Origin of the sequence: uncultured Parvibaculum sp., assembly GCF_963975745.1 — a bacterium.
Classification (GTDB): Bacteria; Pseudomonadota; Alphaproteobacteria; order Parvibaculales; family Parvibaculaceae; genus Parvibaculum.
Genome location: NZ_CAXBIB010000004.1, coordinates 17907 through 38954 on the forward strand (window position 1 = coordinate 17907; position 21048 = coordinate 38954).

A 21048-nucleotide genomic window follows, 5' to 3' on the forward strand; every position below is an offset into this window, starting at 1 on the left:
AATGGCATGGAACATCGTTTTCGAATCGCTTGTGCCGGTGCTGCTGGTGGCGCTGCTGACATTGCCCGGCGTCGCCGCACTGGCCTATGCCGCCTGGCGCGGCGCAAGGGGTGCGCCCTGGCGCACGGCGGCGCTGGCAATTCTGGTGCTGGCGGTACTGAACCCGACCATCCGGCAGGAAGAGCGCGAAGCCGTTCCCGACATCGCCGCGATCGTGGTCGACCGCAGCCTGAGCCAGCAGATCGGCAACCGCGCCGCCGAGACGGATGCAGCGCTGACCAAGCTGCAGGAGCGCCTGGCGCGGGAGGAAGGTATCGAGACGCGCGTCGTCCCGGTCGAGAGCAATCCCGGCGACGAGGCGGGCTCGGCGCTTTTCACCGCACTGGAACGGGGCCTTGCCGACGTACCGCGCGAACGCATCGCCGGTGCGATATTCATCACCGACGGTCAGGTTCACGACATACCGGAGAACGCAGCAGCGCTCGGATTCGATGCCCCGGTTCACGCACTGATCGTCGGCCGCCGCAACGAGCGGGACCGGCGGCTGCATGTCATCGAGGCGCCGCGCTTCGGCATTGTCGACGAACCCGTGGCACTCTCCTTTCGTGTCGACGAGACCGCGGCGGATGAGGGCTCGACGGGCGGCCGCGCAACCGTCACGATCTCCGTCGACGGCATACCCGAGACAACCGTCGATACCGCGATCGGCGAACAGACCGACGTCACGCTGGCACTGAAGCACGGTGGGGCCAACGTCATCGAGATCGAGGTTGCCGAAGGCCCGGACGAACTGACATTGCTCAACAATCGCGCCGTCATTGTCGCAACCGGCATTCGCGACCGGTTGCGGGTGCTGCTGGTGTCGGGCGAACCGCATCCGGGCGAACGCACCTGGCGCAACCTGCTGAAGGCCGACCCATCGGTCGACCTCGTTCACTTCACCATCCTGCGTCCACAAGAAAAGCAGGACGGCACGCCGATCGGTGAATTGTCGCTGATCGCCTTTCCGGACCGCGAGCTTTTCGACGAGAAACTCGACCAGTTCGACCTGATCGTCTTCGACCGCTACAAGCGGCGCGGCATGCTGCCGATCGCCTATTTTCTGAACATCGTCGACTATGTCGAAAATGGCGGGGCCTTCCTAGCCGCCTCGGGCCCGGCATTCGCCTCGCCCTATTCGATCTATCGCACGCCGCTGGCGACAATCCTGCCGGCACAACCAACCAATGGAACGACCGTGGGTGGCTTCCGTCCCCAGGTCACGGATACCGGCCGGCGCCATCCGGTGACCGCCGATCTGCCCGGCGGGGAGTCCGATCCGCCGGCCTGGGGCCGCTGGTTCCGCACCATCGATGTCGAGGTCAGCCAGGGTAAGGTGCTGATGGAAACGCCCGACGCACGCCCGCTGATGGTGCTCGATCATGCCGGCAAGGGCCGGGTTGCCCAGATTCTCTCCGATCACGTCTGGCTCTGGTCGCGCGGCTATGAGGGCGGTGGACCGCAGGCCGAGCTGCTGCGGCGCCTCGCCCACTGGCTGATGAAGGAGCCTGATCTCGAGGAGGAAAAGCTGACCGCTTCGGTGCAGCGCGACATGCTGACCATCGAGCGCCGCACCATGGAAGAGGCAACGCCGCCGGCCATCGTGACGGCGCCGTCCGGCGCCATTACCGAAGTCGCGCTCGACGAAACCGCACCCGGCCAGTTCGCGTCGACCGTGCCGGTGCGCGAACTGGGTCTCTATCGCGTATCGCAGGGCGAACTCGACGTTGTCGCGGCAGCAGGAGCGCTGAACCCGCGCGAGTTTGCCGATGTCCGGGCCGCCGACAAGCCGATGCAGCCGCTGGCCCGGGCGACCGGCGGCGGGGTCTGGTGGGTTGGCGAAAATGCCGACGCGACGCCCGGCATTCGCTCGGTCCGCGCCAACCGCCAGGCGGCAGGCGACAACTGGCTCGGCCTGCGCCGCAACGAGCGATATCTGGTCCATGCGGTCCGCCAGACGCCGCTGCTGGTTGGACCGCTGGCCCTGCTGCTGATCCTCGGCACGCTGGCGCTGGCCTGGTGGCGCGAGGGCCGCTGACCGGCCGGCCTGCCCTTCTTTTGTCGCTTGCGGCTTCCGGGATTAGCGCCTAGTTTCCCGATGTTATATTATTACATCCGTTGAGCCTGCTGGAGATTCCTGTGGCCGACCATCGCCATGAGCCCGTACGCGCGCCGGCAGACCGGCCGCGTGTCAGCGTCTTCGGATCGGGCCTGCCCGCGCGGCTGGCCGTGGCCGCTGCGGCACTTGCCGGGCTCTGGCTGGCCGTCTTCTGGGCGCTGGCGCGATGAATCCTCGAACCGTTCCCGCCATCGATATCAAGGACCTGACGGTCGCCTATGACCGCGAGCCGGCGGTGCATCATCTCACCGGCTGCTTTGCCCCGGGCAGCCTGACAGCCATTGTCGGCCCGAACGGCGCCGGCAAGAGCACGCTGCTGAAAACCATTGCCGGTCTTGTCGCGGCCGACGAGGGTGAAGTGCGCATGAACGGCCTGACGCGACGCGGCCTTGCCTATCTGCCGCAACTGGCCGAGGTCGACCGCAGCTTCCCGATCAGCGTCATCGATGCGGTATCGCTGGGGCTCTGGGCCGAGATCGGACTGTTCGGCGCCATTACCGGCGGCCTGACCGCACGGGCCCGTGCGGCGCTCGGCGCAGTCGGCCTTGCGGGCTTCGAATACCGCCAGGTCGGCAGTCTGTCGGCCGGACAATTCCAGCGCGTCCTTTTCGCCCGGCTGATGCTGCAGGATGCGGGCGTCATCCTGCTCGACGAGCCCTTTGCCGCGATCGACGAACGCACGGCCGCCGATCTGATGGATCTCGTGCATCGCTGGCACGAGGAAGGCCGCACCGTGATCGCGGTATTGCATGACATCGAGCGCGTTCGCGCCGCCTTCCCGCAAGTTCTGCTGCTGGCGCGCGAACCCGTGGCCTGGGGTCCGGCCGCCGAAGCGCTGACGCCGGAAAACCTGCGCCGCGCGCGCTATATCTCCGACAGCTGGAGCGACGCGGCATGATGCTTTATGCGGCGCTGATCGAACCCTTCGTCGAATACGGCTTCATGCGCCGCGCGCTGGTCGCCTGCCTGGCGCTGGCGCTGGGCGCGGGGCCCGTCGGCACCTTTCTGGTCCTGCGCCGGATGAGCCTGATGGGCGACGCAATGGGCCATGCGATCCTGCCCGGCGCGGCGATCGGATTCCTCGTCGCCGGTCTCTCGCTCTGGGCCATGAGTCTGGGCGGTTTCATTGCCGGCCTGACGGTGGTGCTGCTGGCCGGCCTGGTCAGTCGCGTGACGGCACTCCGGGAAGACGCGAGCCTTGCCGGCTTCTATCTGATCAGCCTCGCGCTCGGCGTGCTGATCGTCTCGATGCGCGGCTCGAGCGTCGATCTGCTGCATGTGCTCTTCGGCACCATCCTGTCGGTCGACGACGGCGCCCTGTTGCTGGTCGCCGCGATCGCCAGCCTGACGCTGGTGACGCTGGCGCTGATCTACCGGCCGCTAGTGATCGAATGTTTCGACCCGGCCTTCCTGCGCGCAACGACCGGCGGCGGTACGTTCTGGCATTTCGTCTTTCTGACGCTGGTGGTGCTGAACCTCGTTGCCGGCTTCCAGGCGCTCGGCACGTTGATGGCGCTCGGCCTGATGATGTTGCCGGCGGCGGCGGCGCGCTTCTGGGCCGGTGCCGTCTGGTCGCTGGCCGCGCTCTCGGTCGCGATGGCCTTCGCCTCCGGCCTGATCGGCCTGCTGATCTCCTATAATTTCAGCCTGCCTTCCGGCCCCGCGATCATCCTGACCGCCGGCGGATTCTATCTCGGCTCGATCCTGCTCGGCACCCGCGACAGCCTGCGCACGCGTTATTTCCCGCGCGCGCATTTCCATGACTGACGGAGGCACGTGAATGAAAAACCTGGTTGCCTGCATCACTTTTTTTCTGACGATCGGTCTGACGCCGCTCGCCGCCGAACCGCTGAAGGTCGTGGCGAGCTTCAGCATACTCGGCGACATGGTCGAACGTGTTGCCGGCGACAGGGTGGCGCTGACGGTGCTGATCGGAGCGGACGGCGATGCCCATACATTCGAGCCCGGTCCGTCCCATGCTGCCGCTCTCGCCGATGCCGATCTTCTTGTCATCAACGGTCTCGGTTTCGAACCCTGGATGGTGCGCCTCGCCGCAGCCGCGAAGAGCGAGGCAACCTATGCCGTTGCCAGCTTCGGGATCACCCCGCGCGAGATGGAAGACGACCATGCGCATGACCACGGGCACGATCACCGACACAGCCATGACGAGCAGGGCTATCCATCCGTGCCGCAGGATTTCGATCCGCATGCCTGGCAGAATGCGGCCAACGGCATCGTCTATGTGCGCAACATCGCCGAGGCGCTGGCCGCGGCCGATCCGGCCAACGCCGACGCCTATGCGACAAATGCCGAAACATATATCGCCGAGCTGAAGGAACTCGATGCCTGGGTGCGCGCCGAGATCGGCAAGGTGCCGCCGGACAGGCGCAAGGTCATCACCACGCATGATGCCTTCGGCTATTTCGGCGATGCTTACGGCGTCGAATTCCACGCCCCGCTCGGTTTTTCCGGCGGCGCGCAGCCGAGCGCGCAGACCCTGGCGCGGCTGATCGACCAGATCCGCGCCGGGAACATCAAGGCGCTCTTCATCGAAACCATGTCGGACGCGCGCATGATGGAAACCATCTCGCGCGAGACCGGCGCCGAAATGGGCGGCGCACTCTATTCGGATGCCCTGTCGGGTCCGGACGGCGATGCCCCGACCTATGTCGCGATGTTCCGACACAACGTGCCCCGGCTGGTCGCGGCGATGCTGAAGAACTAACCGGCCGAGCGCACGGATTTCGGCTTCTCGATCGCGCCCCTGACGCCGCTGAAGGCGCCGATGTCGAGCTCGCGATAGAGCAGCCGCGCCGGATCGACCGGCCCCGGCATGGTGAGGCGGCCGGGAGGCACGGGGCCGAAGCCGACCCTGGCGTAGTAAGGCGCATCGCCGACCAGGATCACCAGCCGGTAGCCGAGCTTCTTGGCATCGGCGAGGCCACGCTCCATCAGCTGGATGCCGCAGCCCTTGCCGCGCAGTTGCGGCTCGACGGCGAGCGGGCCCAGCATCAACCCCGGCACACCGCCGATGACGACCGGCCAGAAGCTCAACGCGCCGACCATGCGCCGCTCCGCCCCCTCGCCCGCAAAGGCGACATAGCAGAGCTCCGGCACCGGATGATTGCCCTCGCGCAACCGTTGTGCGGCCTTGGCATAACGACCGGGACCGAAGGACAGATCGAGCAGCGTTTCGATGGCCGGCCCGTGCTCGGGCCGCTCGGCTACGATTTCAAACATTGGTATTTCTTTCAGGCAAGGGAGGCGAAAACGGGACGAAGTGCCTGCCCGCCGCGCCGCCGCGCCGCGCGCTCAGACGCGGAACGGACGGATGGCGCGGACGCGCACGGGACGGGGCGCACCGGGGCGCCCTTCCCTCATTCGTCGTCGCTGCGTCGCGCCGCATGCCATTTGCGTCAACCCATCTGGCGCCGCGTCCGGTGGGATCGCGGCCATTGCCCTGAAAGGATAGTCCGGTAGCATGGCCAAATCCTTGCGTAAAGCGTCAGGACGGCCACAGCCGGCCCGAAAAAGGCTGGAACGGGCCCGTACCCATCGGCTAGCTTGCCCGCCAACACGGAAATCCTCCGGACAACGAGAGACAGGGAGCAAGCCATGGGACTTCTTGAGGGCAAGGTGGTGCTGGTCACCGGCGCGGCGGGTGGCATCGGCCGCGAATGCGCGCTGATCGCGGCGCAACAGGGCGCCAAGGTCGTCGTCAACGATCTCGGCGGCAGCGTCAAGGGCGGCGATGAGGGCAATGCCTCGGCCGCGCAGAAGACCGTCGACGAGATCAAGGCGGCGGGCGGCGAAGCGGTCGCCAATTCCGACAGTGTCTCGCTGAAGTCCGGCGCCGAGAACATGATCACCCAGGCGCTCGACACCTTCGGCGGCCTGCACTCGATCATCAGCCCGGCCGGCATCCTGCGCGACGGCATGTTCCACAAGATGCCCGACGAGGACTGGGACGCCGTTCTCGAAGTGCATCTGAAGGGCAGCTACAACATCACCCGCGCCGCCATCAATCATTTCCGTGAGCAGCAGGACGGCAACTTCGTCCTCTTCACCTCGACCTCCGGCCTGATCGGCAATATCGGCCAGGCCAACTACGCCGCCGCCAAGATGGGCATTGCCGGTCTTTCGCGCATCATCGCGATGGAAGGCGCAGCCAAGAATGTGCGCTCCAACATCATCGCGCCCTTCGCCTGGACACGCATGATCGCGACCATTCCGGTCAAGGATGAGGAATCGGCCAAGCGCGTCGAACGCATGAAGAATGCGATGCGCGCCGAGCAGGTCGGCAATTTCGCGGTGGCGCTGGCCGCCCCCGGCTGTAACGCCAACGGGCAGATCTTTGCCGTGCGCGGCAACGAAATCGTGCTCTTCTCGCAGCCCCGGCCGGTCAAGAGCGTCGCCCGCATCGACGGCTGGACGCCGGAAACGATCCTCTCCCACGCCTTCCCGGCCATGGCCGGCGGCTACACCGATCTCGGCAATACGGGTTCGGTGTTCACCTGGGAACCGGTCTGAACCGTCAGCCCGAGCTGGACAGAAGTCGCGGCCGGGTCTCCAATGACCCGGCCGTTTGCATGTCCGGAGGCCCGCATGACCAAACGAAAGCCGCCACCGAAACCGCGCAACCCGGTGGCCAAAGCGCTGGCCGATCCGCTGTTCCGCAAGCGCGTCGTCAAGCCGAAGCGCAAATATGCGCGCAAGAAGGACGAGCCGCCGATCGAGGACGATCAGTCCGAGACCGGCGAGGTGGACTGACCGGCCCCCTCCCACCGCGCCCGGCCCGGCCCGAAATGTTCGACCGCGAAATCGACGAAGGCACGCACCTTGGCCGAGAGATGCCGCGCATGCGGATAGATGACATGGAGCCGCAAGGGCGGCATCGACCAGTCCGCGAGCGCCCGCACCAGCCGGCCGGCGCGCAACTCCTCATGGCAGATGAAATCGGGTGCGAGGCAGAGCGCCGTGCCCGCCCGCATCAGCGGCAGCATCGCATCGGCATTGTTGCAGAAGAAGCGTCCCTTGACCTCGGCCGTTTCGCGCCGGCCCTCGGCATGGACGAAGGTCATCTGCCCGGGCCTTGCCAGCAGCGTATAGAGCAGGAAGGAGTGCCGGGCGAGATCGGCCGGCCGCGCCGGATGCCCGTGGCTTTCGAAATAGGCCGGCGCGCCGACGACGAAACGCTCGACCGGCGCAAGCTGGCGCGCGATCAGGCTTGAATCCTCAAGTTCCGAAATGCGCAACGAAACGTCGAAGCCCTCCTCGATCAGATCGACGCGGCGATCGTTGAGCACAAGCTCGACATCGAGATCGGGATAACGCGCCAGAAAGGCCGGCAAAGCCGGTCCGAGTTCGAGAATGCCGAAACTCATCGGCGCGTTGACGCGCAGGCGCCCGCGCACGGCGCCTTCGATGCAATTGGCTTCCTCGGCCGCCTGTTCGGCCTCGGCGACGATGCGGCTGGCATGCTCGAACACGACCGCACCCGCCTCCGTCACCGCGATCCGACGCGTCGTCCGGTTGAGCAGGCGAACGCCGAGCTGATCCTCCAGCGCCGAAACCTGGCGGCTGACAACCGATTTGGAGAGCCCGAGCGCATCGGCCGCCGCCGTGAAGCCGCCGAGTTCGACCACCCGTGCAAAAACCGCAAACCCGTTGAGATCCGCCATCAAATTGTTCCTAGGAAGCAACAATTAGTTCCAATTTCTAGCGATTGTATCCCTTTAAAGATCAATTAGATAGGAGGCATGGATTTGACTACTTCCCTTTCGGGGGGCCTGAACAGGAGAACGTCATGACCGACAAGACCAGAATTCTCGTCCTCTATCACAGCTCTTACGGACACATCGAAACCCTGGCGAAGACGGTTGCCGAGGGCGCCGGCAGCGTCGACGGCGTCGAGGTAACGCTGAAGCGCGTACCCGAGACCATGCCGGAAGAGGCGATGAAATCGGCCGGCATGAAAGTCGACCAGGAAGCCCCGGTCGCGAAGCCGCAGGAGCTGGCCGACTATGACGGCATTGTCTTCGGCAGCCCCACCCGCTTCGGCAACATGACCGGTCAGATGCGGACCTTCCTCGATCAGACCGGCGGCCTCTGGTCGAAAGGCGCCCTCACCGGCAAGCCCGGCAGCGTCTTCACCTCGACAGGCACCGGCGGTGGCAACGAGACGACCATCACCTCGTTCCATTCGACGCTGCTGCATCACGGCATGGTCGTTGTCGGCCTGCCCTATGCTGTCGGCGAGGAACTCTTCGACATTTCGGAAGTGCGCGGCGGCTCGCCCTATGGCGCCTCGACGCTGGCGGGCGGCGACGGCAGCCGTACCCCGAGCGGAAAGGAACTGAGCCTCGCCCGCAAGCAGGGCGCGCATGTCGCGGCCATCGCAAAGAAGCTGAAAAACTAGCGCGCGGTCCGAACGACGCAAAACCGGCCGCCGGGAGAACATCATGATCGACATTCGTACATTCGAAAGCCTCGGGTACGCCGACCATGGCTGGCTGGAGGCGAAGCATCACTTCTCCTTTGCCGGCTATCATGATGACGCGCGCATGGGCTGGGGCAAGCTGCGCGTCTGGAACGACGATCGCATCCGCCCCGGCACCGGCTTTCCGCAGCACGGCCATCGCGACATGGAGATCATCACCTATATTCGCGATGGCGCGATCACCCATCGCGATCACCTCAACAATGAAGGCCGCACCAAGGCCGGCGATGTGCAGGTGATGTCCGCCGGCAAGGGCATCCTGCACGAGGAATGGAATCTCGAGGCCGGCGACACACAGCTTTTTCAGATCTGGATCGAACCGGCACAGCGCGGCCTTCGCCCGCGCTGGGAAATGGCCTCCTTTCCGAAGCAGGACAGGAAGGGAAAGCTGGTGCCGCTTGCCAGCGGCCGGGCCAACGCACCCGCCGAGGCGCTCTGGATTGCGCAGGATGCCGAAATTCTCGGGGCAACGCTCGACGCGGGCACCGAGGTGACCCATGTCGTCGAGAGCGGTCGACTTGTCTATCTCGTGCCGGCGAAAGGCAGCGTCACGATCAACGGCACGCTGGTGCCCGAGCGCGCCGGCGCCGCCATCCGCGATGAAGACAGGATCGTCATCCGCGCCGGCGAAGACGCCGAAATTCTGATGGTCGACCTGCCGCCCGAACACTGAACGTCAGAAACGAACGGATACACAAGGAAAGGACACCGTCATGGGACTTCTGGTCGACGGCAAATGGACCGACAAGGGATACGACACCAAATCGACCGGCGGCCGCTTCGAACGACAGCAGTCGGTGTTTCGCAACTGGGTCACGGCGGACGGCGCGGCCGGCCCGACCGGCGAGGGCGGCTTCAGGGCCGAGGCCGGACGCTATCATCTCTATGTTTCGCTGGCCTGCCCCTGGGCGCACCGAACGCTGATCTTCCGCGCGCTCAAGAAGCTCGAAGGCGCGATTTCGGTTTCGGTCGTCGACCCGTTGATGCTCGAAGACGGCTGGACCATGCGCGGCGACGGCGGCACGCGCGACGAAATCAATGGCAAGACGAAGCTTCATGAAGTCTACACGCTGGCAGACCCCGACTACACCGGCCGCGTCACGGTGCCGGTACTCTGGGACAAGAAAACAAAAGCGATCGTTTCCAACGAATCCGCCGACATCATCCGCATGTTCAACACGGCTTTCGACGGCATCGAAGGCGTCGACGACACACGCGACTTCTATCCCGCCGACTTGCGCGCAGAAATCGACGGCACCAACAAATCCGTCTACGACAACGTCAACAACGGCGTCTACAAGGCAGGCTTTGCCACCGAGCAAACGGTCTATGAGGAAGCCGTCACGGCGCTCTTTGCCGAACTCGACCGGATCGAGCAGCGCCTGTCAGCGCAGCGCTGGCTGGCCGGCGACCGCTTGACCGAAGCCGACTGGCGTCTCTTCACGACGTTGATCCGTTTCGATGCGGTCTATCACGGACACTTCAAGTGCAACCTGCGCCGCATCGCCGACTATCCGAACCTGTCGCGTTACATGCGCGAACTCTATCGGGTACCCGGAGTCGCGGAGACCGTGAATTTCGATCACATCAAGAAGCATTATTACGGCAGCCACAAGACGATCAACCCGACCGGCATCGTGCCAAAGGGCCCGATCCTCGATCTTGGCGGACCGCCGCACTAGAGCGGAAAATGCCGATCGTCAGTCGGCCGCCCGCTCGCGTTTCGCCTGAACCTGCTCGATGGCCAGACCCGTATTCCGGTGCTCATTGTAGCGCAGCGAGCGCGGCAAGGCGAAATGATAGGCCTTCAGGGCCGCATCGTCGCTTTGACGCATCACACGGTCGACATCGATATAGACACATGCATCGCGCTGATGCTGCGTGCGATGAAGGCTGCCGCAATGACGGACGGCCTGTCGCAACGCACGCTCTTGCCTGGTATCGAGCTGTTGCAGCGCCGCGTCATCCGACGGCAGCGCATTCCAGTCGACGGTGTCGGTTGCCTGCGCCGCGCCGATACCGCCCAGCATGAGACCCGCAGCCACACAACCGCCGAGAATTGTCTTTTTCATGGCAACCTCCATCGTTCCATGCCCTCTTTGGCATGTGCACGCAATATGCTGTACCCCGCAGATCGAGATTCCTAGGTCGCAATTGTGGCGGAAAAAAATCATGGCGCGGCGCCACGCCCTCCCTAAGATCGGCAGCGGGATCACGGGAAATTGAGGGGGACCGGACAAATGGCGGGGTTCGCGGACTATGATAGGTATGACGGCATGGCGCTCGCCGCTCTCGTCAAACGCGGCGACGTCAGTCCGGCCGAACTGCTCGATGAGGCCATCGCCCGCACCGAGGCAATCAATCCGAAGATCAACGCCGTCGTCCTGAAGCATTATGACGAGGCCCGCGCGCAGATCGCGCGGGGACTGCCGGATGGTCCGTTTCGCGGCGTCCCCTTTCTGCTGAAGGATCTCCACCTCCTGCTCGACGGCACGGTGACGACCTACGGCTCGGCGCTTTTCGAGGGCAACCGAGCCGATCACAATTCGACGCTGACCGAACGTTACCTGACGGCAGGCCTCGTCATCTTCGGCAAGACCAACTCGCCTGAATTCGGACTGGCCGGAACCACCGAACCGCGCCTCTATGGCCCGACGCGAAACCCATGGGACCTCACCCGCTCGCCGGGCGGCTCGTCGGGCGGCGCCGCGGCAGCCGTCGCGGCCGGCATCCTCCCCTTTGCCAATGCCAGCGACGGCGGCGGCTCGATCCGCATTCCGGCCGCAGCCTGCGGCTTGTTCGGAATGAAGCCGACACGCGGCCGAACGCCGATGGGACCGGATCGTGGCGAGGGCTGGTCCGGCATGTCGATTTCGCATGTCGTTTCGCGCTCGGTGCGCGACAGCGCCGCGCTGCTCGATGCGACGGCCGGCGAAGCGCCGGGCGATCCCTATGCGGCACCGGCACAGACGCGTCCCTTCCTGCAGGAAGTCGGCGCAAAGCCCGGCCGGCTGCGTATTGCTTTCACGACACGACGCTCGGACGGTTCGGCCTGTCACCCGGATGTGGTGAAAGCGGTCGAGGACACGGCGCGGCTCTGCGAGAGCCTGGGTCATCATGTCGAAGAGGCCAGCCCGACCCTTGATCGCGAAGAGATCAGCCGCCATCAGGGCACGATCGTCGGCGCCAACACGGCGCTGACTCTCCGGCAGCGCGCCGCAGCATTGGGCCGCGAGGTCACGCAGAACGATGTCGAACACATCACATGGCTGATCGCGCAGGCCGCCCGGATGCGCGACAGCACCGATTACGCCGATGCGACCCTGTTCATCCATCGTCTTGGCCGTCAGATGGCCGCCTTCCACGAGGATTACGACATATTTCTCGCGCCGACACTGGGCATACCGCCAATGCCGCTCGGCACACTCGACATGATGACCGAGGATGTCGGCAACTACATGCGTGTCAGCTACGAATACATGCCGGGTACCGCCATCGCCAACATGACCGGTCAACCCTCGATGTCGATGCCACTCGACTGGAATGCGGCCGGCCTTCCCATCGGCACAATGTTCACCGGCAGGTACGGCGACGAAGCGACGCTGTTCCGCCTCGCCGCGCAACTTGAGGAAGCGCGGCCCTGGGCCGAACGCAGGCCGGCGCGCTGAGCGCTACCACAATTCGTCCGGTACGCGCCCCTCGAAGACTTCCGCGATCCGTCGCCGCGTCGAGGCGCTGATTTCCGCAGGCAGCGCCCCCGGCGAAAAGAAACCTGCTTCGGCGATCTCCGCGCTTTTGCGCGGTACGTGCTCATACGTACCGTGGTCCAGCACATACAGTGCGACGTGATCGGATTTGAATTCGCGGAAATTGGCATAAAGTCCGGCGAGCTTCGGCTCGCCATGGACCAGCACCCCCACCTCCTCGTCAAGTTCGCGCCGCAGCGCGGCCCGCATCGTCTCGCCGCGATCGACACCGCCGCCGGGCAGATACCATCCCGCAATATAGGTATGCCGCACCAGCAGAACGCGGCCCTCGGAATCGAACACGACCGCGCGCACGCCGGCCGTCAAGGGCCGGCGCAACCGCCAGTAAAGCCGGGCCAACGGCCGGACAATCTTCCAGAGAGGGGCACGAAAATCGGACATCGGCCCCAATCTAGCACGGTAAGGCGACCCGGGCGGCGCCTTTAGATGTCGTCAACCCTCGCTGCGCTAGTCTGCGCGGGGCGCGCCATCGCGCCGGACAGGCAGATCGATATGGGACTTTTCTCTCGTCTGATCGCGCGGCGGAAACTTGAGCCGCCGACGCCGGAAGAAGCGCCGCGCGTGTCGCCGGAGGCGCTCCGCCGTGCCTTGCGCAGCACGGCCACGGCATCGGGGTCGCTCTCGGCCGCCGAACTTGGACAGCGGATCGCGACCGCACTCAGCACCATCGAGACGGCCGTTCTCGCGATCGACGCCGTGACCGAACGCCTGCGCGAAGCTGCCGATCTGGTTGCAGATGCCGGACGGAGCGCCGACATCGGACGCCGCGCCTTGCTGGCCGACCGCTACGATGACCTTCGCGCGGAAATCGATGCCATCGTCGGCTCGGCCTCGCACAATCGCATCAATCTGATCAGTGGCCGCCGCATCGGCGGACAGTATACGAGCTTTCAGATCGCGCTCGACGGCGACGACCGCGCCGGCGTCTCTATTCCCGTCGTCAATCTGACAACGGGGCCCGGCGGTCTTTCGCTTTCACCGCCCCGCAGCGCCTTCGCCGAGGATGCCGAGATCGAATCCATCGCTGCAGAACTGGCTGCGGCCCGTTTGCTTGCCGCGGGCGGCGCCGAGCGCTTCGCCGATCATGCCGCGCTGATTGCCGACCGCCTGGCCCGCCTGATGGCGTTGGCGGGGTCGCATGCCATCGAAACGCAACTTCCGACCGGCATCGACGCCCAGGACGCCGAAAGCGCAGCGGCATCCGATGCCGAATACCAGCTCGGCATGGGCGCGGTCGAGGAAAAGCTGCGCGCCCTGGCCAGCAGGTTGAACGGCGACGAACGGGCCATCGCCGACGAACCTGCCGCCGAATCCGAGGACTCGTCCGACCAGGACGTCACGGACCGCTAGCCCATTCTGCTGCTCGGATCTCGTGCTATGGTGACCGCCAAAATCGGGAGGTCGCATGATGACGCAGAACACCGCAGAGGGACGCCTGGCAACCGAAGGCCCCAACGCCGAGCAGATCGAATACTGGAACGGCGACGCCGGCAACCGCTGGGCGCATTACCAGGACAAGCTCGATCGCATGCTGCAGCCCTTCTCCGATGCGGTCTTGCGGCTCGGCGCCGTCCGGCCCGGCGAACGGGTCATGGATGTCGGCTGCGGCTGCGGCGCGACGACTTTCGAAATCGCGGCCCATGCAGGCGCTGCCGGACATACGCTCGGCGTCGACATCTCCCAGCCCATGATCGCCCGGGCGCGGCAGCGCGCCGCGGCGCTGAACAGCAGCGCGGAATTCATGCTGGCCGATGCATCGACGCATACCTTCCCGCCGGGCTCGTTCGATCTTCTTGCTTCCCGTTTCGGCATCATGTTCTTTCTCGAGCAGGTCCCGGCATTCACGCATATGCGCAAGGCCCTGACATCTGGCGGCCGCGTCGCCTTCGCCTGCTGGCGGCCGATGAAGGAAAACGCCTGGGTTTCCGTCCCGCTCTTTGCCGCTTTGCCGCACATACCGAAACAGGAGCCAGCTGTTCCGGGCGCACCCGGCCCCTTTGCCTTTGACGACCGCGACCGCTTTCACGGCGTCCTGACGAGCGCCGGCTACAGCACCATCGAAATCGAACCCTTCGATGCGACGCTGGTCGTCGGCAGCGGTCCCGACCCCGTCGCCGACGCGCTGCAGCAGACACTGGACATCGGCCCCCTGTCCCGCATCTTCAGGGAACTGGACGACACCCAACGGGCAGGAACCGCCGACGCGGTGCGCGAGGCGTTGACGCACCATGTCGGCCCCGAAGGCGTGGCACTGGGCGGCGCGATCTGGCTGGTCACGGCGCGCGCCTGACCGCCCGACGGCCGTCCCTCCCCGGCACGATTGCCGGCGGGCGGCCCCGGGGCGATTCCATTTTCTTAAGAAACGGCCGTTAAGGTTGAGGCCTGTAAAGGTTGAAACGGGTGGGCAGTGCGAACACGCCCCGCGGGCCCCGTCCGTTTCATTTCGGGGTGGGGGCATGACTCAATCGATCTTCAAATCGCTGACCGTTCTGGTCGTCGACGACAGCTCATATATGCGGCATCTGCTGATGACGCTGCTGCATGCACTGGGTGTCACCGACGTTCACGTCGCGGCCGAGGGCGACGAAGCCTGGGAACTGTTTCGCCGCTACGAACCCGACATCGTTATCACCGATGCGGCAATGCTCCCGGTTGACGGTTTTGCCTTCGCCGAACGGCTGCGCAACATCACGGCCGGTGCGCTCGGCATGGTGCCGATCATCATGGTTTCGGGCCACACCGATCTCGCCTCCATCGAGCGGGCGCGCGACATCGGCATCACCGAATTTCTGTCCAAACCGATCTCGGCCCGCGGCCTCTATCAGCGGCTGATCCAGGTGATCGACCGCCCGCGCCAGTTCGTCGAGACTCCGACCTATCGCGGTCCGGACCGTCGCCGCCGCGACCAACCATTCGATGGCATCGACCGTCGCGGCGCCGTGGCCCTTCTGTGAGGAACCGACCGATGACTGACCTCAGCAAGACGACCCACGCGGAATCGGCCGAGCAGACGCCGCCCGAAGTTCGTTTCATTCGGGTGCCGTCGATCGCGGAGCGCAAGCTCGGCGCAGACTACGTCGCGCCGATGCGCCTCGATCCCCGCGTTCTCGACCAGATGCAATCGACGATCAAGGGCCTTGAAGCCCGGTATGGCGACTCGCTCCGCGAGCAGGTCCGTACCTTGCTGACACTGGTCGAACCCGCCTGCAGCGGCGATGCGGAAGCCCGGGGCCGGCTTTATGCCATTCTCCACGACATGCGCGGCCTCGCCGGCACCTTCGGTCACCCGATGGTCGGCCGCTTCGCCAATTCGCTTTGCCTCTATATTGAAAGTGCCGGCACGACGGCATGGCATGACGACACGATTTTCCGCTTTCATCTCGACGCCATTCGCGAGGCCCTCGAAAGCCCCGGCGCCGATCCGGCCATCACGCTCGAGACGCTCAACGCCTTGCAGAAACTCATCGCGGCGAGCGCAACGGAGCGGAGGCGTCAGGGATGACATCGTCGCCGACAAGGGCGGACGCTGACTTTTTCCGCAGACTGAAGGTTCTCGTCGTCGAGGACAGCGCGGAAATGCGCCGCCTTCTCGCGGCCCTGCTCGAATCGATGGGTGTCGAACAGATATTCGAAGCGCCCGATGGGCTTGGCGGGCTCGACGCCTTCGCCGAACACCGGCCCGACATCATCATCACCGACGGCTCGATGCAACCGATGGACGGTTTCGAGATGACGCACCGCGTCCGTGCCGCCGATGCGGCGGACGGCGCCAACCCCGACGTGCCGATCCTGATGATCTCGGGCCATATCGGCCGTGAAAGCATCGTTCATGCCCGCGATCAGGGCGTCACCGACTACCTTCCGAAGCCGCTTTCGGCCGGCGTGCTTTACGAGGCCATCGTCGCGGCGGTCTCGAAGCCGATCCATTTCGTCGAGACACCGGGTTATCGCGGCCCCTCCCCAAAGCGCCGGCTCTCGCCGCGCGGCACCGGCGACACCGCCGTCTGACCTCACGTCACCTCGGCCAGAAACCGCGACAACAGCGGATTGATGCGTTCGGGCGCCTGCCAGAACGGATTGTGTGCCAGACCCTCAAGTACATGCACCTTGCCGTCCCAGAGATTGCGATAGTTGACGCTCTCGAGGAACACGTTGTTGACAAAGGGCTCGTCGGCGCCGGAGACGACGGCGAGTGGCAGTGGCGACGTCGTCGCGATCTCGCGCCCGTCCAGGTCGAGTCCGGCCGCCACTGACTTGAGCATCAGCGGTCGGAAGCGCCCGTCCGCACGCTGGCAGCCTGCCACCATCCAGGGCTCGACAGGCACGCCCTCCCCGACCGTCTCCTGCGCATAGAGCTCGGCCTGTTCGGGTGTGAAGCTTTCGGCAAAGGTCAGCGCCATATGGTCCGACGGCAGGAAGGCGTCGCCCATATCGGCCGCACCGGCCGGCGGCGTCCCGGTGATCCACGCCGCCACCGTGCCGGGCCAGCGCGCCATCATCTCGAGCGCGGCATGTCCGCCCAGCGACCAGCCGATGAGCACCGCGCGCTCGACGCCGAGCGCCTCGGCGAAAGCTATCGCCGCATCGGCAAAGCCGTGGATCGAATAGGTCTTTTGCGGGTCGGGCGCATCGGAGCTCTGGCCATGCCCCGGCAGATCGAAGGCGATGCAGCGATAGCGTCGGCCGATCTCGCTTTCGAGCTGACGGCCGAAGATTTCCTTGCAGGAGGAATTGCCGTGGATGAACAGCACCGCCGGCCCCGCCCCGCCACTGTCCAGATAGCTGAGGCGCCCATGCGCCGTTTCGACCATTCCTGCAGTCAATTGGTCGCCATCCATCACTTTTTTTCCTTTTGATTCAATGCCTTGACATCACAATTATTAAAAATGACAGAAGCGTCACTATTTTTTGCATCCATTAACCCCTGCCGCTATATTGATATTCAAACGGGGCATGGCAGCGGCAACTGGCTGTGCCGATCAGGGTAGGAGCAGAAATGACAAAGATCACGACCAATATCACCGTGGATGCAGCCTATGAGGCGGTCGCGCCGGACGACTTCCCCGCAATGATGGAAGTCGAGCGCTACGGCAAGCGTTCCACCGCTTTCGACAAGATCATCTCGGCCACCCATGATCACTTCTGGGATCCGATGGACAAGAAGTACATCGACTTCTCCGCGCCGTTCGACATGGAGAACGAGTATCTGATCGACCCCGCGCAGAACACCGACCTCAAGACCGCGGTCAAGGACAAGCTCGACGAGAAGCAGAAGATCAAGCTGGTCAACATGGACGTGCAGTGGGGTCTCTCCTCGATTCTGCACGGCGAAGCCGGCGCACTGGCCCTGTCGGCCAGCCTCTGCCACATCCTCAAGGATCCGGGCGCGCAGGAATACGCCGCCAACCAGACGCGCGAGGAAGCACGCCACGTCGCCGGCTTCTCCAACTACATCAAGGCCCGCTGGGGCAAGCCGGTGCCCGTCGGCCCGGCGCTCGGCGACGTCCTGACCGAACTGGTCAACACGCCGCTGGTCTGGAAGAAGCTGGTCGGCATGCAGATGCTGGTCGAGGGCCTCGCCATGGGCGCCTTCGCCTCCTTCTACAAATGGGGCCGCGATCCGCTGATGGTGAAGCTGATGCAGCTCACGATGACGGACGAGGCCTTCCACCACAAGTTCGGCAAGATCTGGGCCGACCGCACCATTCCGAACCTGAAGGCGGAAGAACGCGATGCGATCGAGGACTGGGCCTGGGAGGTCTTCCAGGTACTGCTCTTCAATCTCGGCAGCCCCGAGCAGAAGAAGCACATCTATGCCGCCGTCGGCCTCGAATGGGAATGGGTCCAGGGCGCCTTCATGGAAGCCATGACCGACACCAACATCCGCGAGAGCATGCAGGAAAGCTCGAACATCTTCCGGGTGCTGATCAAGACGCTGCTGAAGGCCGGCATCATCACCGACCGCACGGCCATGAACTACGCCGCCTTCATCGACATGAAGGAACTCTATGGCGAGGGCGACCGCATGATCGGCGACGACATCGCCGAGGAAGGCATCAAGCTCCTGCGCCAGCTCAACGGCCAGGGCGGCGGCGCCTATTCGCTCGACAAGATGTCCGCCGCCGAATAGCGCCCGCGGCACCGAAACGAACAGGGCGGCTTCTCCGGGAGCCGCCCTTTTTCACGCCTGATGCATCAGACCGTCGATGATCCGGTCGAGCCCGGCCGTATATTCCACCCGCGCCGCCTCCGGGTCGTCGGCCGCCGCGATGCCGAGCGCCGCCTGTTGCAGCGCGCCCGACAGCAAGCCGTTGATCGACCGCATCTCGCCGGCCGCAATGAACCCCTCATCCACCAGATGCTGCAACGCATGGTCGAGAAACAGCGTCGACAGCGGCGCCTGCAGCGCCTGCCAACCGGCAAGCCCCAGCACCGCCGGCCCTTCGATCAGGAACAGCCGCCGCACTTCCGCGTCCGTATAGATGCCGAGCAGCACCCGGCACCCGACCTGGAGGTCCTCGCGGTCATGCGTGATCTGCGCCATCGTCTCCTCGAAAAGCCGCTGCCCGATCTCGGGCAGCATCTCCTCCAGCAGCGCCCGGAAGAGATCGCGCTTGTCGGCAAACTGGTGATAGAGCGCGCCCCGCGTCACACCGGCCGCCCGCACGATGTCCTCGGTGCCGGTCTCGGCATAGCCCCGCTCGGCAAACAGCCGCCGCGCCGCCGCGAGCAGCTTGTCGCGGTTCTTCGAGGGTCGCTTGGCAGGGGTTTCGCGGGTCATTTCCTCTTTCATACAGCTTGTATGGAAACTCGTTTCGGATTATACAGCCTGTATCTCATACAGACGGTATGAAAAATTCGGGGGCGAAACGATGTCCGGCCAGGCGATCCGCAACGACCCGACCTTCCGGCCCGGCCGGCAGATCCCCTGGTGGCTCTTTGCCGCCGTGCTCGGCGTGGCTGCCGCCATCGCCGCCGGCAGCATCGCCCTCCAGGGCGCCAATGAAGAGGGCCTGCTTCACATCACGCGCTACACGGCCCGCTTTGCCTTCCTGATCTTCGTCGTGGTCTTCGCGGCCGGCGCGCTGGCGCAGCTTTTCCCATCGGACACGACGCGCTGGCTGAAGCGCCACCGCCGCTATCTCGGGCTTTCCTTCGCGCTTGCTCATTTCATCCATCTCGGCGCGCTGACGTCATGGTTCGTCGCCATCGGCGAGATGCCGGAGACCGTCACCATTATCGGCGGCGGCCTGGCTTACATCTTCATCGCCCTGCTGGCGCTGACCTCCAACGACTGGTCGGTCCGCAAGCTCGGCCCGAAAGTCTGGCGCCGCCTGCATCTCACCGGCGTCGCCTATGTCTGGCTGATCTTCATGAATTCCTATCTCGGCCGCCTCGCCAGCGAGACCCCACCCGAGCCCAGGGTGATCTTCGCCATTACCGCCGGCCTCGGCTTTCTGGCGCTCGGCCTGCGCATTACGGCCTGGGCCGCCCGGCGCCGCAGCCGATCACGCGCTCTTGTTGGTTGACGCAGCGTCGCCTGTGCTAGTCTGACCGTCGTCTGGGCCCGAATGGCCCCGGAGGTGCAGATGCGCGCGACCAATGGCAGGCCCTCTCGGTGGGCAGGCGCGGCCGTCCTCGGCCTCGCATTGCTGCTGGCCGGCGCTGCCGAGGCCAACATCTTCGGCCGCGACGACCGCCGCGACATCCGCCCCGAAGACGGCCTGAGCGGCGTCGGCGTCATTGTCTGCGCGGGCACGACAAGGCGGCCGACCGGCGTCCTGCTGGCCTCCGCCCTGCTGCCCGAGGACCGCGACTACGAGGTCATCGCCTCGGCCGCCCATGTCTTCATCGGCCCGCAGGGCCGCCTGACGGAATGTGCGTTCCGCCCGCATGGCACGCCCGACATCGCCGCCGCCATCATCTTCATCGAAAGCGGCAGCCGCACGCCCTATCGCGACCGCGACTGGCACAATGACTGGGCGGTCGCCGTGCTCGACCGGCGCCTGCCCGGCGACATCGAGAGGCTGAAACCCCGGGTGATCGACGATCTGGCGGCCGTCGCCCTGCGCGAAGCCGGCGCCCGTTTCATGCTTGCCGGCCACAATGGCGAGCGCGGCCCGCTGCAGATGTCCGAGCATTGCGGCCCCGTGCGCAAGCGCAGCTCCCATCTGAACCGCTTCGACCCGCGTGTCGTGAACCACGATTGCGACATGATGCCGGGCTGGTCGGGCGGCCCGCTGATCCTGCGCGAGCGCGGCACCGATTACATGATCGCGGTCAATTCGCAGGCCTCGAACGCGATCACCCATGTCTCCGGACGCCCGTTCAGCGGCAGCCTCAACCCCAATGTCGCGATCCGTGTCGACGGGCGCTTCAAGCAGGCGATCGACCGTCTGCTCCGTGCCGGCGCGGCCGGCGTCACCGCCCATTGCCTGGTCGCCAGCCGCGACGCGGGCCCCGGCCTGCCCTGCTAGCCGTATCACTGCCGCGCGCTTGACGCAGCGGCATCTGCGCGCCGGATGACCGCCCGCGATTTCCTCCCTATATTGGCCGCAAAAGAAACAGGCCCGCCCGGCCGCCGCGCCGGGGGCCGCCAGAACACGCTTTCCGGGAGGGAAAAC

Annotated in this window: 25 protein-coding genes; 19 read left to right on the forward strand and 6 right to left on the reverse strand. The window is 65.3% G+C overall.

Annotated features, from left to right (window positions below):
- The first annotated feature begins 1 nt into the window (after position 1).
- From AAC071_RS04255 to AAC071_RS04275, 5 genes are all read left to right on the forward strand, one after another.
- A complete protein-coding gene (locus AAC071_RS04255) occupies positions 2-2077 on the forward strand; it encodes a hypothetical protein (protein ID WP_339830398.1) in 2076 nt (691 codons plus the stop codon).
- 101 nt (positions 2078-2178) lie between these two features.
- The gene (locus tag AAC071_RS04260) at positions 2179-2328 is read left to right on the forward strand and encodes a hypothetical protein (RefSeq protein WP_339830401.1); all 150 of its coding nucleotides are present in this window, start codon (positions 2179-2181) and stop codon (positions 2326-2328) included.
- Positions 2325-3056: a metal ABC transporter ATP-binding protein gene (locus AAC071_RS04265; RefSeq protein ID WP_339830404.1), complete on the forward strand. Its 732-nt coding sequence runs from the start codon at positions 2325-2327 to the stop codon at positions 3054-3056. The genes AAC071_RS04260 and AAC071_RS04265 overlap by 4 nt, the downstream gene beginning before the upstream one ends.
- Positions 3053-3925 carry a metal ABC transporter permease gene (locus AAC071_RS04270; protein ID WP_339830406.1) on the forward strand — a complete coding sequence of 291 codons (873 nt, stop codon included), beginning with the start codon at positions 3053-3055 and terminating at the stop codon, positions 3923-3925. Before AAC071_RS04265 ends, AAC071_RS04270 begins: the two co-directional genes overlap by 4 nt.
- A gap of 13 nt (positions 3926-3938) precedes the next feature.
- On the forward strand, positions 3939-4883 hold the full coding sequence (locus AAC071_RS04275; protein WP_339830408.1) for a zinc ABC transporter substrate-binding protein: 945 nt from the start codon (positions 3939-3941) through the stop codon (positions 4881-4883).
- On the opposite strand, the gene AAC071_RS04280 is transcribed toward AAC071_RS04275, so the two are convergent.
- Positions 4880-5398, reverse strand: coding sequence for an N-acetyltransferase (locus AAC071_RS04280; RefSeq protein WP_339830410.1), 519 nt, complete (start codon positions 5396-5398; stop codon positions 4880-4882). The genes AAC071_RS04275 and AAC071_RS04280 overlap by 4 nt on opposite strands.
- 375 nt (positions 5399-5773) lie before the next feature.
- On the opposite strand from AAC071_RS04280, the gene AAC071_RS04285 reads away from it, so the two are divergent.
- Both AAC071_RS04285 and AAC071_RS04290 read left to right on the forward strand, forming a co-directional pair.
- The gene (locus AAC071_RS04285) at positions 5774-6688 is read left to right on the forward strand and encodes an SDR family NAD(P)-dependent oxidoreductase (RefSeq protein ID WP_339830412.1); all 915 of its coding nucleotides are present in this window, start codon (positions 5774-5776) and stop codon (positions 6686-6688) included.
- 75 nt (positions 6689-6763) lie between these two features.
- Positions 6764-6928, forward strand: a complete 165-nt coding sequence (locus tag AAC071_RS04290) for a hypothetical protein (RefSeq protein WP_339830414.1) — start codon at positions 6764-6766, stop codon at positions 6926-6928.
- Here the strand turns inward: AAC071_RS04290 and AAC071_RS04295 are convergent.
- The gene (locus tag AAC071_RS04295; protein WP_339830417.1) at positions 6901-7839 is read right to left on the reverse strand and encodes a LysR family transcriptional regulator; all 939 of its coding nucleotides are present in this window, start codon (positions 7837-7839) and stop codon (positions 6901-6903) included. The genes AAC071_RS04290 and AAC071_RS04295 overlap by 28 nt on opposite strands.
- A 125-nt stretch (positions 7840-7964) precedes the next feature.
- Here AAC071_RS04295 and wrbA point away from each other — a divergent pair, with 125 nt between their 5' ends.
- Genes wrbA through AAC071_RS04310 form a run of 3 tightly spaced genes read left to right on the forward strand, consistent with a single transcriptional unit; the run spans position 7965 to position 10339 of the window.
- Complete coding sequence (gene wrbA, locus AAC071_RS04300) at positions 7965-8576, forward strand: NAD(P)H:quinone oxidoreductase (protein ID WP_339830420.1); 612 nt, start codon at positions 7965-7967, stop codon at positions 8574-8576.
- 43 nt (positions 8577-8619) lie between these two features.
- Entirely contained in the window at positions 8620-9330 is a 711-nt protein-coding gene (locus AAC071_RS04305) for a pirin family protein (RefSeq protein WP_339830422.1), read from the forward strand.
- 40 nt (positions 9331-9370) lie between these two features.
- Positions 9371-10339: a glutathione S-transferase family protein gene (locus AAC071_RS04310; protein WP_339830423.1), complete on the forward strand. Its 969-nt coding sequence runs from the start codon at positions 9371-9373 to the stop codon at positions 10337-10339.
- A gap of 18 nt (positions 10340-10357) precedes the next feature.
- Here the strand turns inward: AAC071_RS04310 and AAC071_RS04315 are convergent, their stop codons facing one another.
- Positions 10358-10729, reverse strand: a complete 372-nt coding sequence (locus AAC071_RS04315) for a hypothetical protein (protein WP_339830424.1) — start codon at positions 10727-10729, stop codon at positions 10358-10360.
- Between the two features lie 168 nt (positions 10730-10897).
- On the opposite strand from AAC071_RS04315, the gene AAC071_RS04320 reads away from it, so the two are divergent.
- On the forward strand, positions 10898-12325 hold the full coding sequence (locus tag AAC071_RS04320) for an amidase (protein ID WP_339830425.1): 1428 nt from the start codon (positions 10898-10900) through the stop codon (positions 12323-12325).
- A gap of 3 nt (positions 12326-12328) precedes the next feature.
- Here AAC071_RS04320 and AAC071_RS04325 read toward each other — a convergent pair whose 3' ends face one another.
- Positions 12329-12805, reverse strand: a complete 477-nt coding sequence (locus AAC071_RS04325; RefSeq protein WP_339830426.1) for an NUDIX domain-containing protein — start codon at positions 12803-12805, stop codon at positions 12329-12331.
- Positions 12806-12850: 45 nt separating this feature from the next.
- On the opposite strand from AAC071_RS04325, the gene AAC071_RS04330 reads away from it, so the two are divergent.
- From AAC071_RS04330 to AAC071_RS04350, 5 genes are all read left to right on the forward strand, one after another.
- A complete protein-coding gene (locus AAC071_RS04330; RefSeq protein ID WP_339830427.1) occupies positions 12851-13774 on the forward strand; it encodes a hypothetical protein in 924 nt (307 codons plus the stop codon).
- 58 nt (positions 13775-13832) lie between these two features.
- Complete coding sequence (locus tag AAC071_RS04335) at positions 13833-14714, forward strand: methyltransferase domain-containing protein (protein ID WP_339830428.1); 882 nt, start codon at positions 13833-13835, stop codon at positions 14712-14714.
- Between the two features lie 166 nt (positions 14715-14880).
- Positions 14881-15378 (forward strand): response regulator, encoded by a 498-nt coding sequence (locus AAC071_RS04340; protein ID WP_339830430.1) that lies wholly within the window; start codon positions 14881-14883, stop codon positions 15376-15378.
- A gap of 11 nt (positions 15379-15389) precedes the next feature.
- Positions 15390-15926, forward strand: coding sequence for a hypothetical protein (locus tag AAC071_RS04345; RefSeq protein WP_339830431.1), 537 nt, complete (start codon positions 15390-15392; stop codon positions 15924-15926).
- Complete coding sequence (locus AAC071_RS04350) at positions 15923-16432, forward strand: response regulator (protein WP_339830432.1); 510 nt, start codon at positions 15923-15925, stop codon at positions 16430-16432. The genes AAC071_RS04345 and AAC071_RS04350 overlap by 4 nt, the downstream gene beginning before the upstream one ends.
- A gap of 2 nt (positions 16433-16434) precedes the next feature.
- Here the strand turns inward: AAC071_RS04350 and AAC071_RS04355 are convergent, their stop codons facing one another.
- A complete protein-coding gene (locus AAC071_RS04355) occupies positions 16435-17262 on the reverse strand; it encodes an alpha/beta hydrolase (RefSeq protein WP_339830433.1) in 828 nt (275 codons plus the stop codon).
- Positions 17263-17420: 158 nt separating this feature from the next.
- Between AAC071_RS04355 and AAC071_RS04360 the strand changes: the two genes are divergently transcribed.
- Positions 17421-18554 (forward strand): ferritin-like domain-containing protein, encoded by a 1134-nt coding sequence (locus AAC071_RS04360; RefSeq protein WP_339830434.1) that lies wholly within the window; start codon positions 17421-17423, stop codon positions 18552-18554.
- Between the two features lie 51 nt (positions 18555-18605).
- Here AAC071_RS04360 and AAC071_RS04365 read toward each other — a convergent pair whose 3' ends face one another.
- Positions 18606-19205 carry a helix-turn-helix domain-containing protein gene (locus AAC071_RS04365; RefSeq protein ID WP_339830435.1) on the reverse strand — a complete coding sequence of 200 codons (600 nt, stop codon included), beginning with the start codon at positions 19203-19205 and terminating at the stop codon, positions 18606-18608.
- A 91-nt stretch (positions 19206-19296) separates the two neighbouring features.
- On the opposite strand from AAC071_RS04365, the gene AAC071_RS04370 reads away from it, so the two are divergent.
- Both AAC071_RS04370 and AAC071_RS04375 read left to right on the forward strand, forming a co-directional pair.
- The gene (locus tag AAC071_RS04370; protein WP_339830436.1) at positions 19297-19953 is read left to right on the forward strand and encodes a hypothetical protein; all 657 of its coding nucleotides are present in this window, start codon (positions 19297-19299) and stop codon (positions 19951-19953) included.
- Between the two features lie 60 nt (positions 19954-20013).
- The gene (locus AAC071_RS04375) at positions 20014-20901 is read left to right on the forward strand and encodes a hypothetical protein (RefSeq protein WP_339830438.1); all 888 of its coding nucleotides are present in this window, start codon (positions 20014-20016) and stop codon (positions 20899-20901) included.
- The last annotated feature ends 147 nt before the right edge of the window (positions 20902-21048 follow it).

Coding starts and splice junctions, on each gene's coding strand:
- AAC071_RS04310 (WP_339830423.1), top strand. CDS start 9,371: ATGGGACTTCTGGTCGACGGCAAATGGACCGACAAGGGATACGACACC.
- wrbA (WP_339830420.1), top strand. CDS start 7,965: ATGACCGACAAGACCAGAATTCTCGTCCTCTATCACAGCTCTTACGGA.
- AAC071_RS04375 (WP_339830438.1), top strand. CDS start 20,014: ATGCGCGCGACCAATGGCAGGCCCTCTCGGTGGGCAGGCGCGGCCGTC.
- AAC071_RS04360 (WP_339830434.1), top strand. CDS start 17,421: ATGACAAAGATCACGACCAATATCACCGTGGATGCAGCCTATGAGGCG.
- AAC071_RS04265 (WP_339830404.1), top strand. CDS start 2,325: ATGAATCCTCGAACCGTTCCCGCCATCGATATCAAGGACCTGACGGTC.
- AAC071_RS04340 (WP_339830430.1), top strand. CDS start 14,881: ATGACTCAATCGATCTTCAAATCGCTGACCGTTCTGGTCGTCGACGAC.
- AAC071_RS04345 (WP_339830431.1), top strand. CDS start 15,390: ATGACTGACCTCAGCAAGACGACCCACGCGGAATCGGCCGAGCAGACG.
- AAC071_RS04275 (WP_339830408.1), top strand. CDS start 3,939: ATGAAAAACCTGGTTGCCTGCATCACTTTTTTTCTGACGATCGGTCTG.
- AAC071_RS04320 (WP_339830425.1), top strand. CDS start 10,898: ATGGCGGGGTTCGCGGACTATGATAGGTATGACGGCATGGCGCTCGCC.
- AAC071_RS04280 (WP_339830410.1), bottom strand. CDS start 5,398: ATGTTTGAAATCGTAGCCGAGCGGCCCGAGCACGGGCCGGCCATCGAA.
- AAC071_RS04255 (WP_339830398.1), top strand. CDS start 2: ATGGCATGGAACATCGTTTTCGAATCGCTTGTGCCGGTGCTGCTGGTG.
- AAC071_RS04350 (WP_339830432.1), top strand. CDS start 15,923: ATGACATCGTCGCCGACAAGGGCGGACGCTGACTTTTTCCGCAGACTG.
- AAC071_RS04330 (WP_339830427.1), top strand. CDS start 12,851: ATGTCGTCAACCCTCGCTGCGCTAGTCTGCGCGGGGCGCGCCATCGCG.
- AAC071_RS04370 (WP_339830436.1), top strand. CDS start 19,297: ATGTCCGGCCAGGCGATCCGCAACGACCCGACCTTCCGGCCCGGCCGG.
- AAC071_RS04365 (WP_339830435.1), bottom strand. CDS start 19,205: ATGACCCGCGAAACCCCTGCCAAGCGACCCTCGAAGAACCGCGACAAG.
- AAC071_RS04285 (WP_339830412.1), top strand. CDS start 5,774: ATGGGACTTCTTGAGGGCAAGGTGGTGCTGGTCACCGGCGCGGCGGGT.
- AAC071_RS04315 (WP_339830424.1), bottom strand. CDS start 10,729: ATGAAAAAGACAATTCTCGGCGGTTGTGTGGCTGCGGGTCTCATGCTG.
- AAC071_RS04290 (WP_339830414.1), top strand. CDS start 6,764: ATGACCAAACGAAAGCCGCCACCGAAACCGCGCAACCCGGTGGCCAAA.
- AAC071_RS04270 (WP_339830406.1), top strand. CDS start 3,053: ATGATGCTTTATGCGGCGCTGATCGAACCCTTCGTCGAATACGGCTTC.
- AAC071_RS04355 (WP_339830433.1), bottom strand. CDS start 17,262: ATGGATGGCGACCAATTGACTGCAGGAATGGTCGAAACGGCGCATGGG.
- AAC071_RS04335 (WP_339830428.1), top strand. CDS start 13,833: ATGACGCAGAACACCGCAGAGGGACGCCTGGCAACCGAAGGCCCCAAC.
- AAC071_RS04295 (WP_339830417.1), bottom strand. CDS start 7,839: ATGGCGGATCTCAACGGGTTTGCGGTTTTTGCACGGGTGGTCGAACTC.
- AAC071_RS04305 (WP_339830422.1), top strand. CDS start 8,620: ATGATCGACATTCGTACATTCGAAAGCCTCGGGTACGCCGACCATGGC.
- AAC071_RS04325 (WP_339830426.1), bottom strand. CDS start 12,805: ATGTCCGATTTTCGTGCCCCTCTCTGGAAGATTGTCCGGCCGTTGGCC.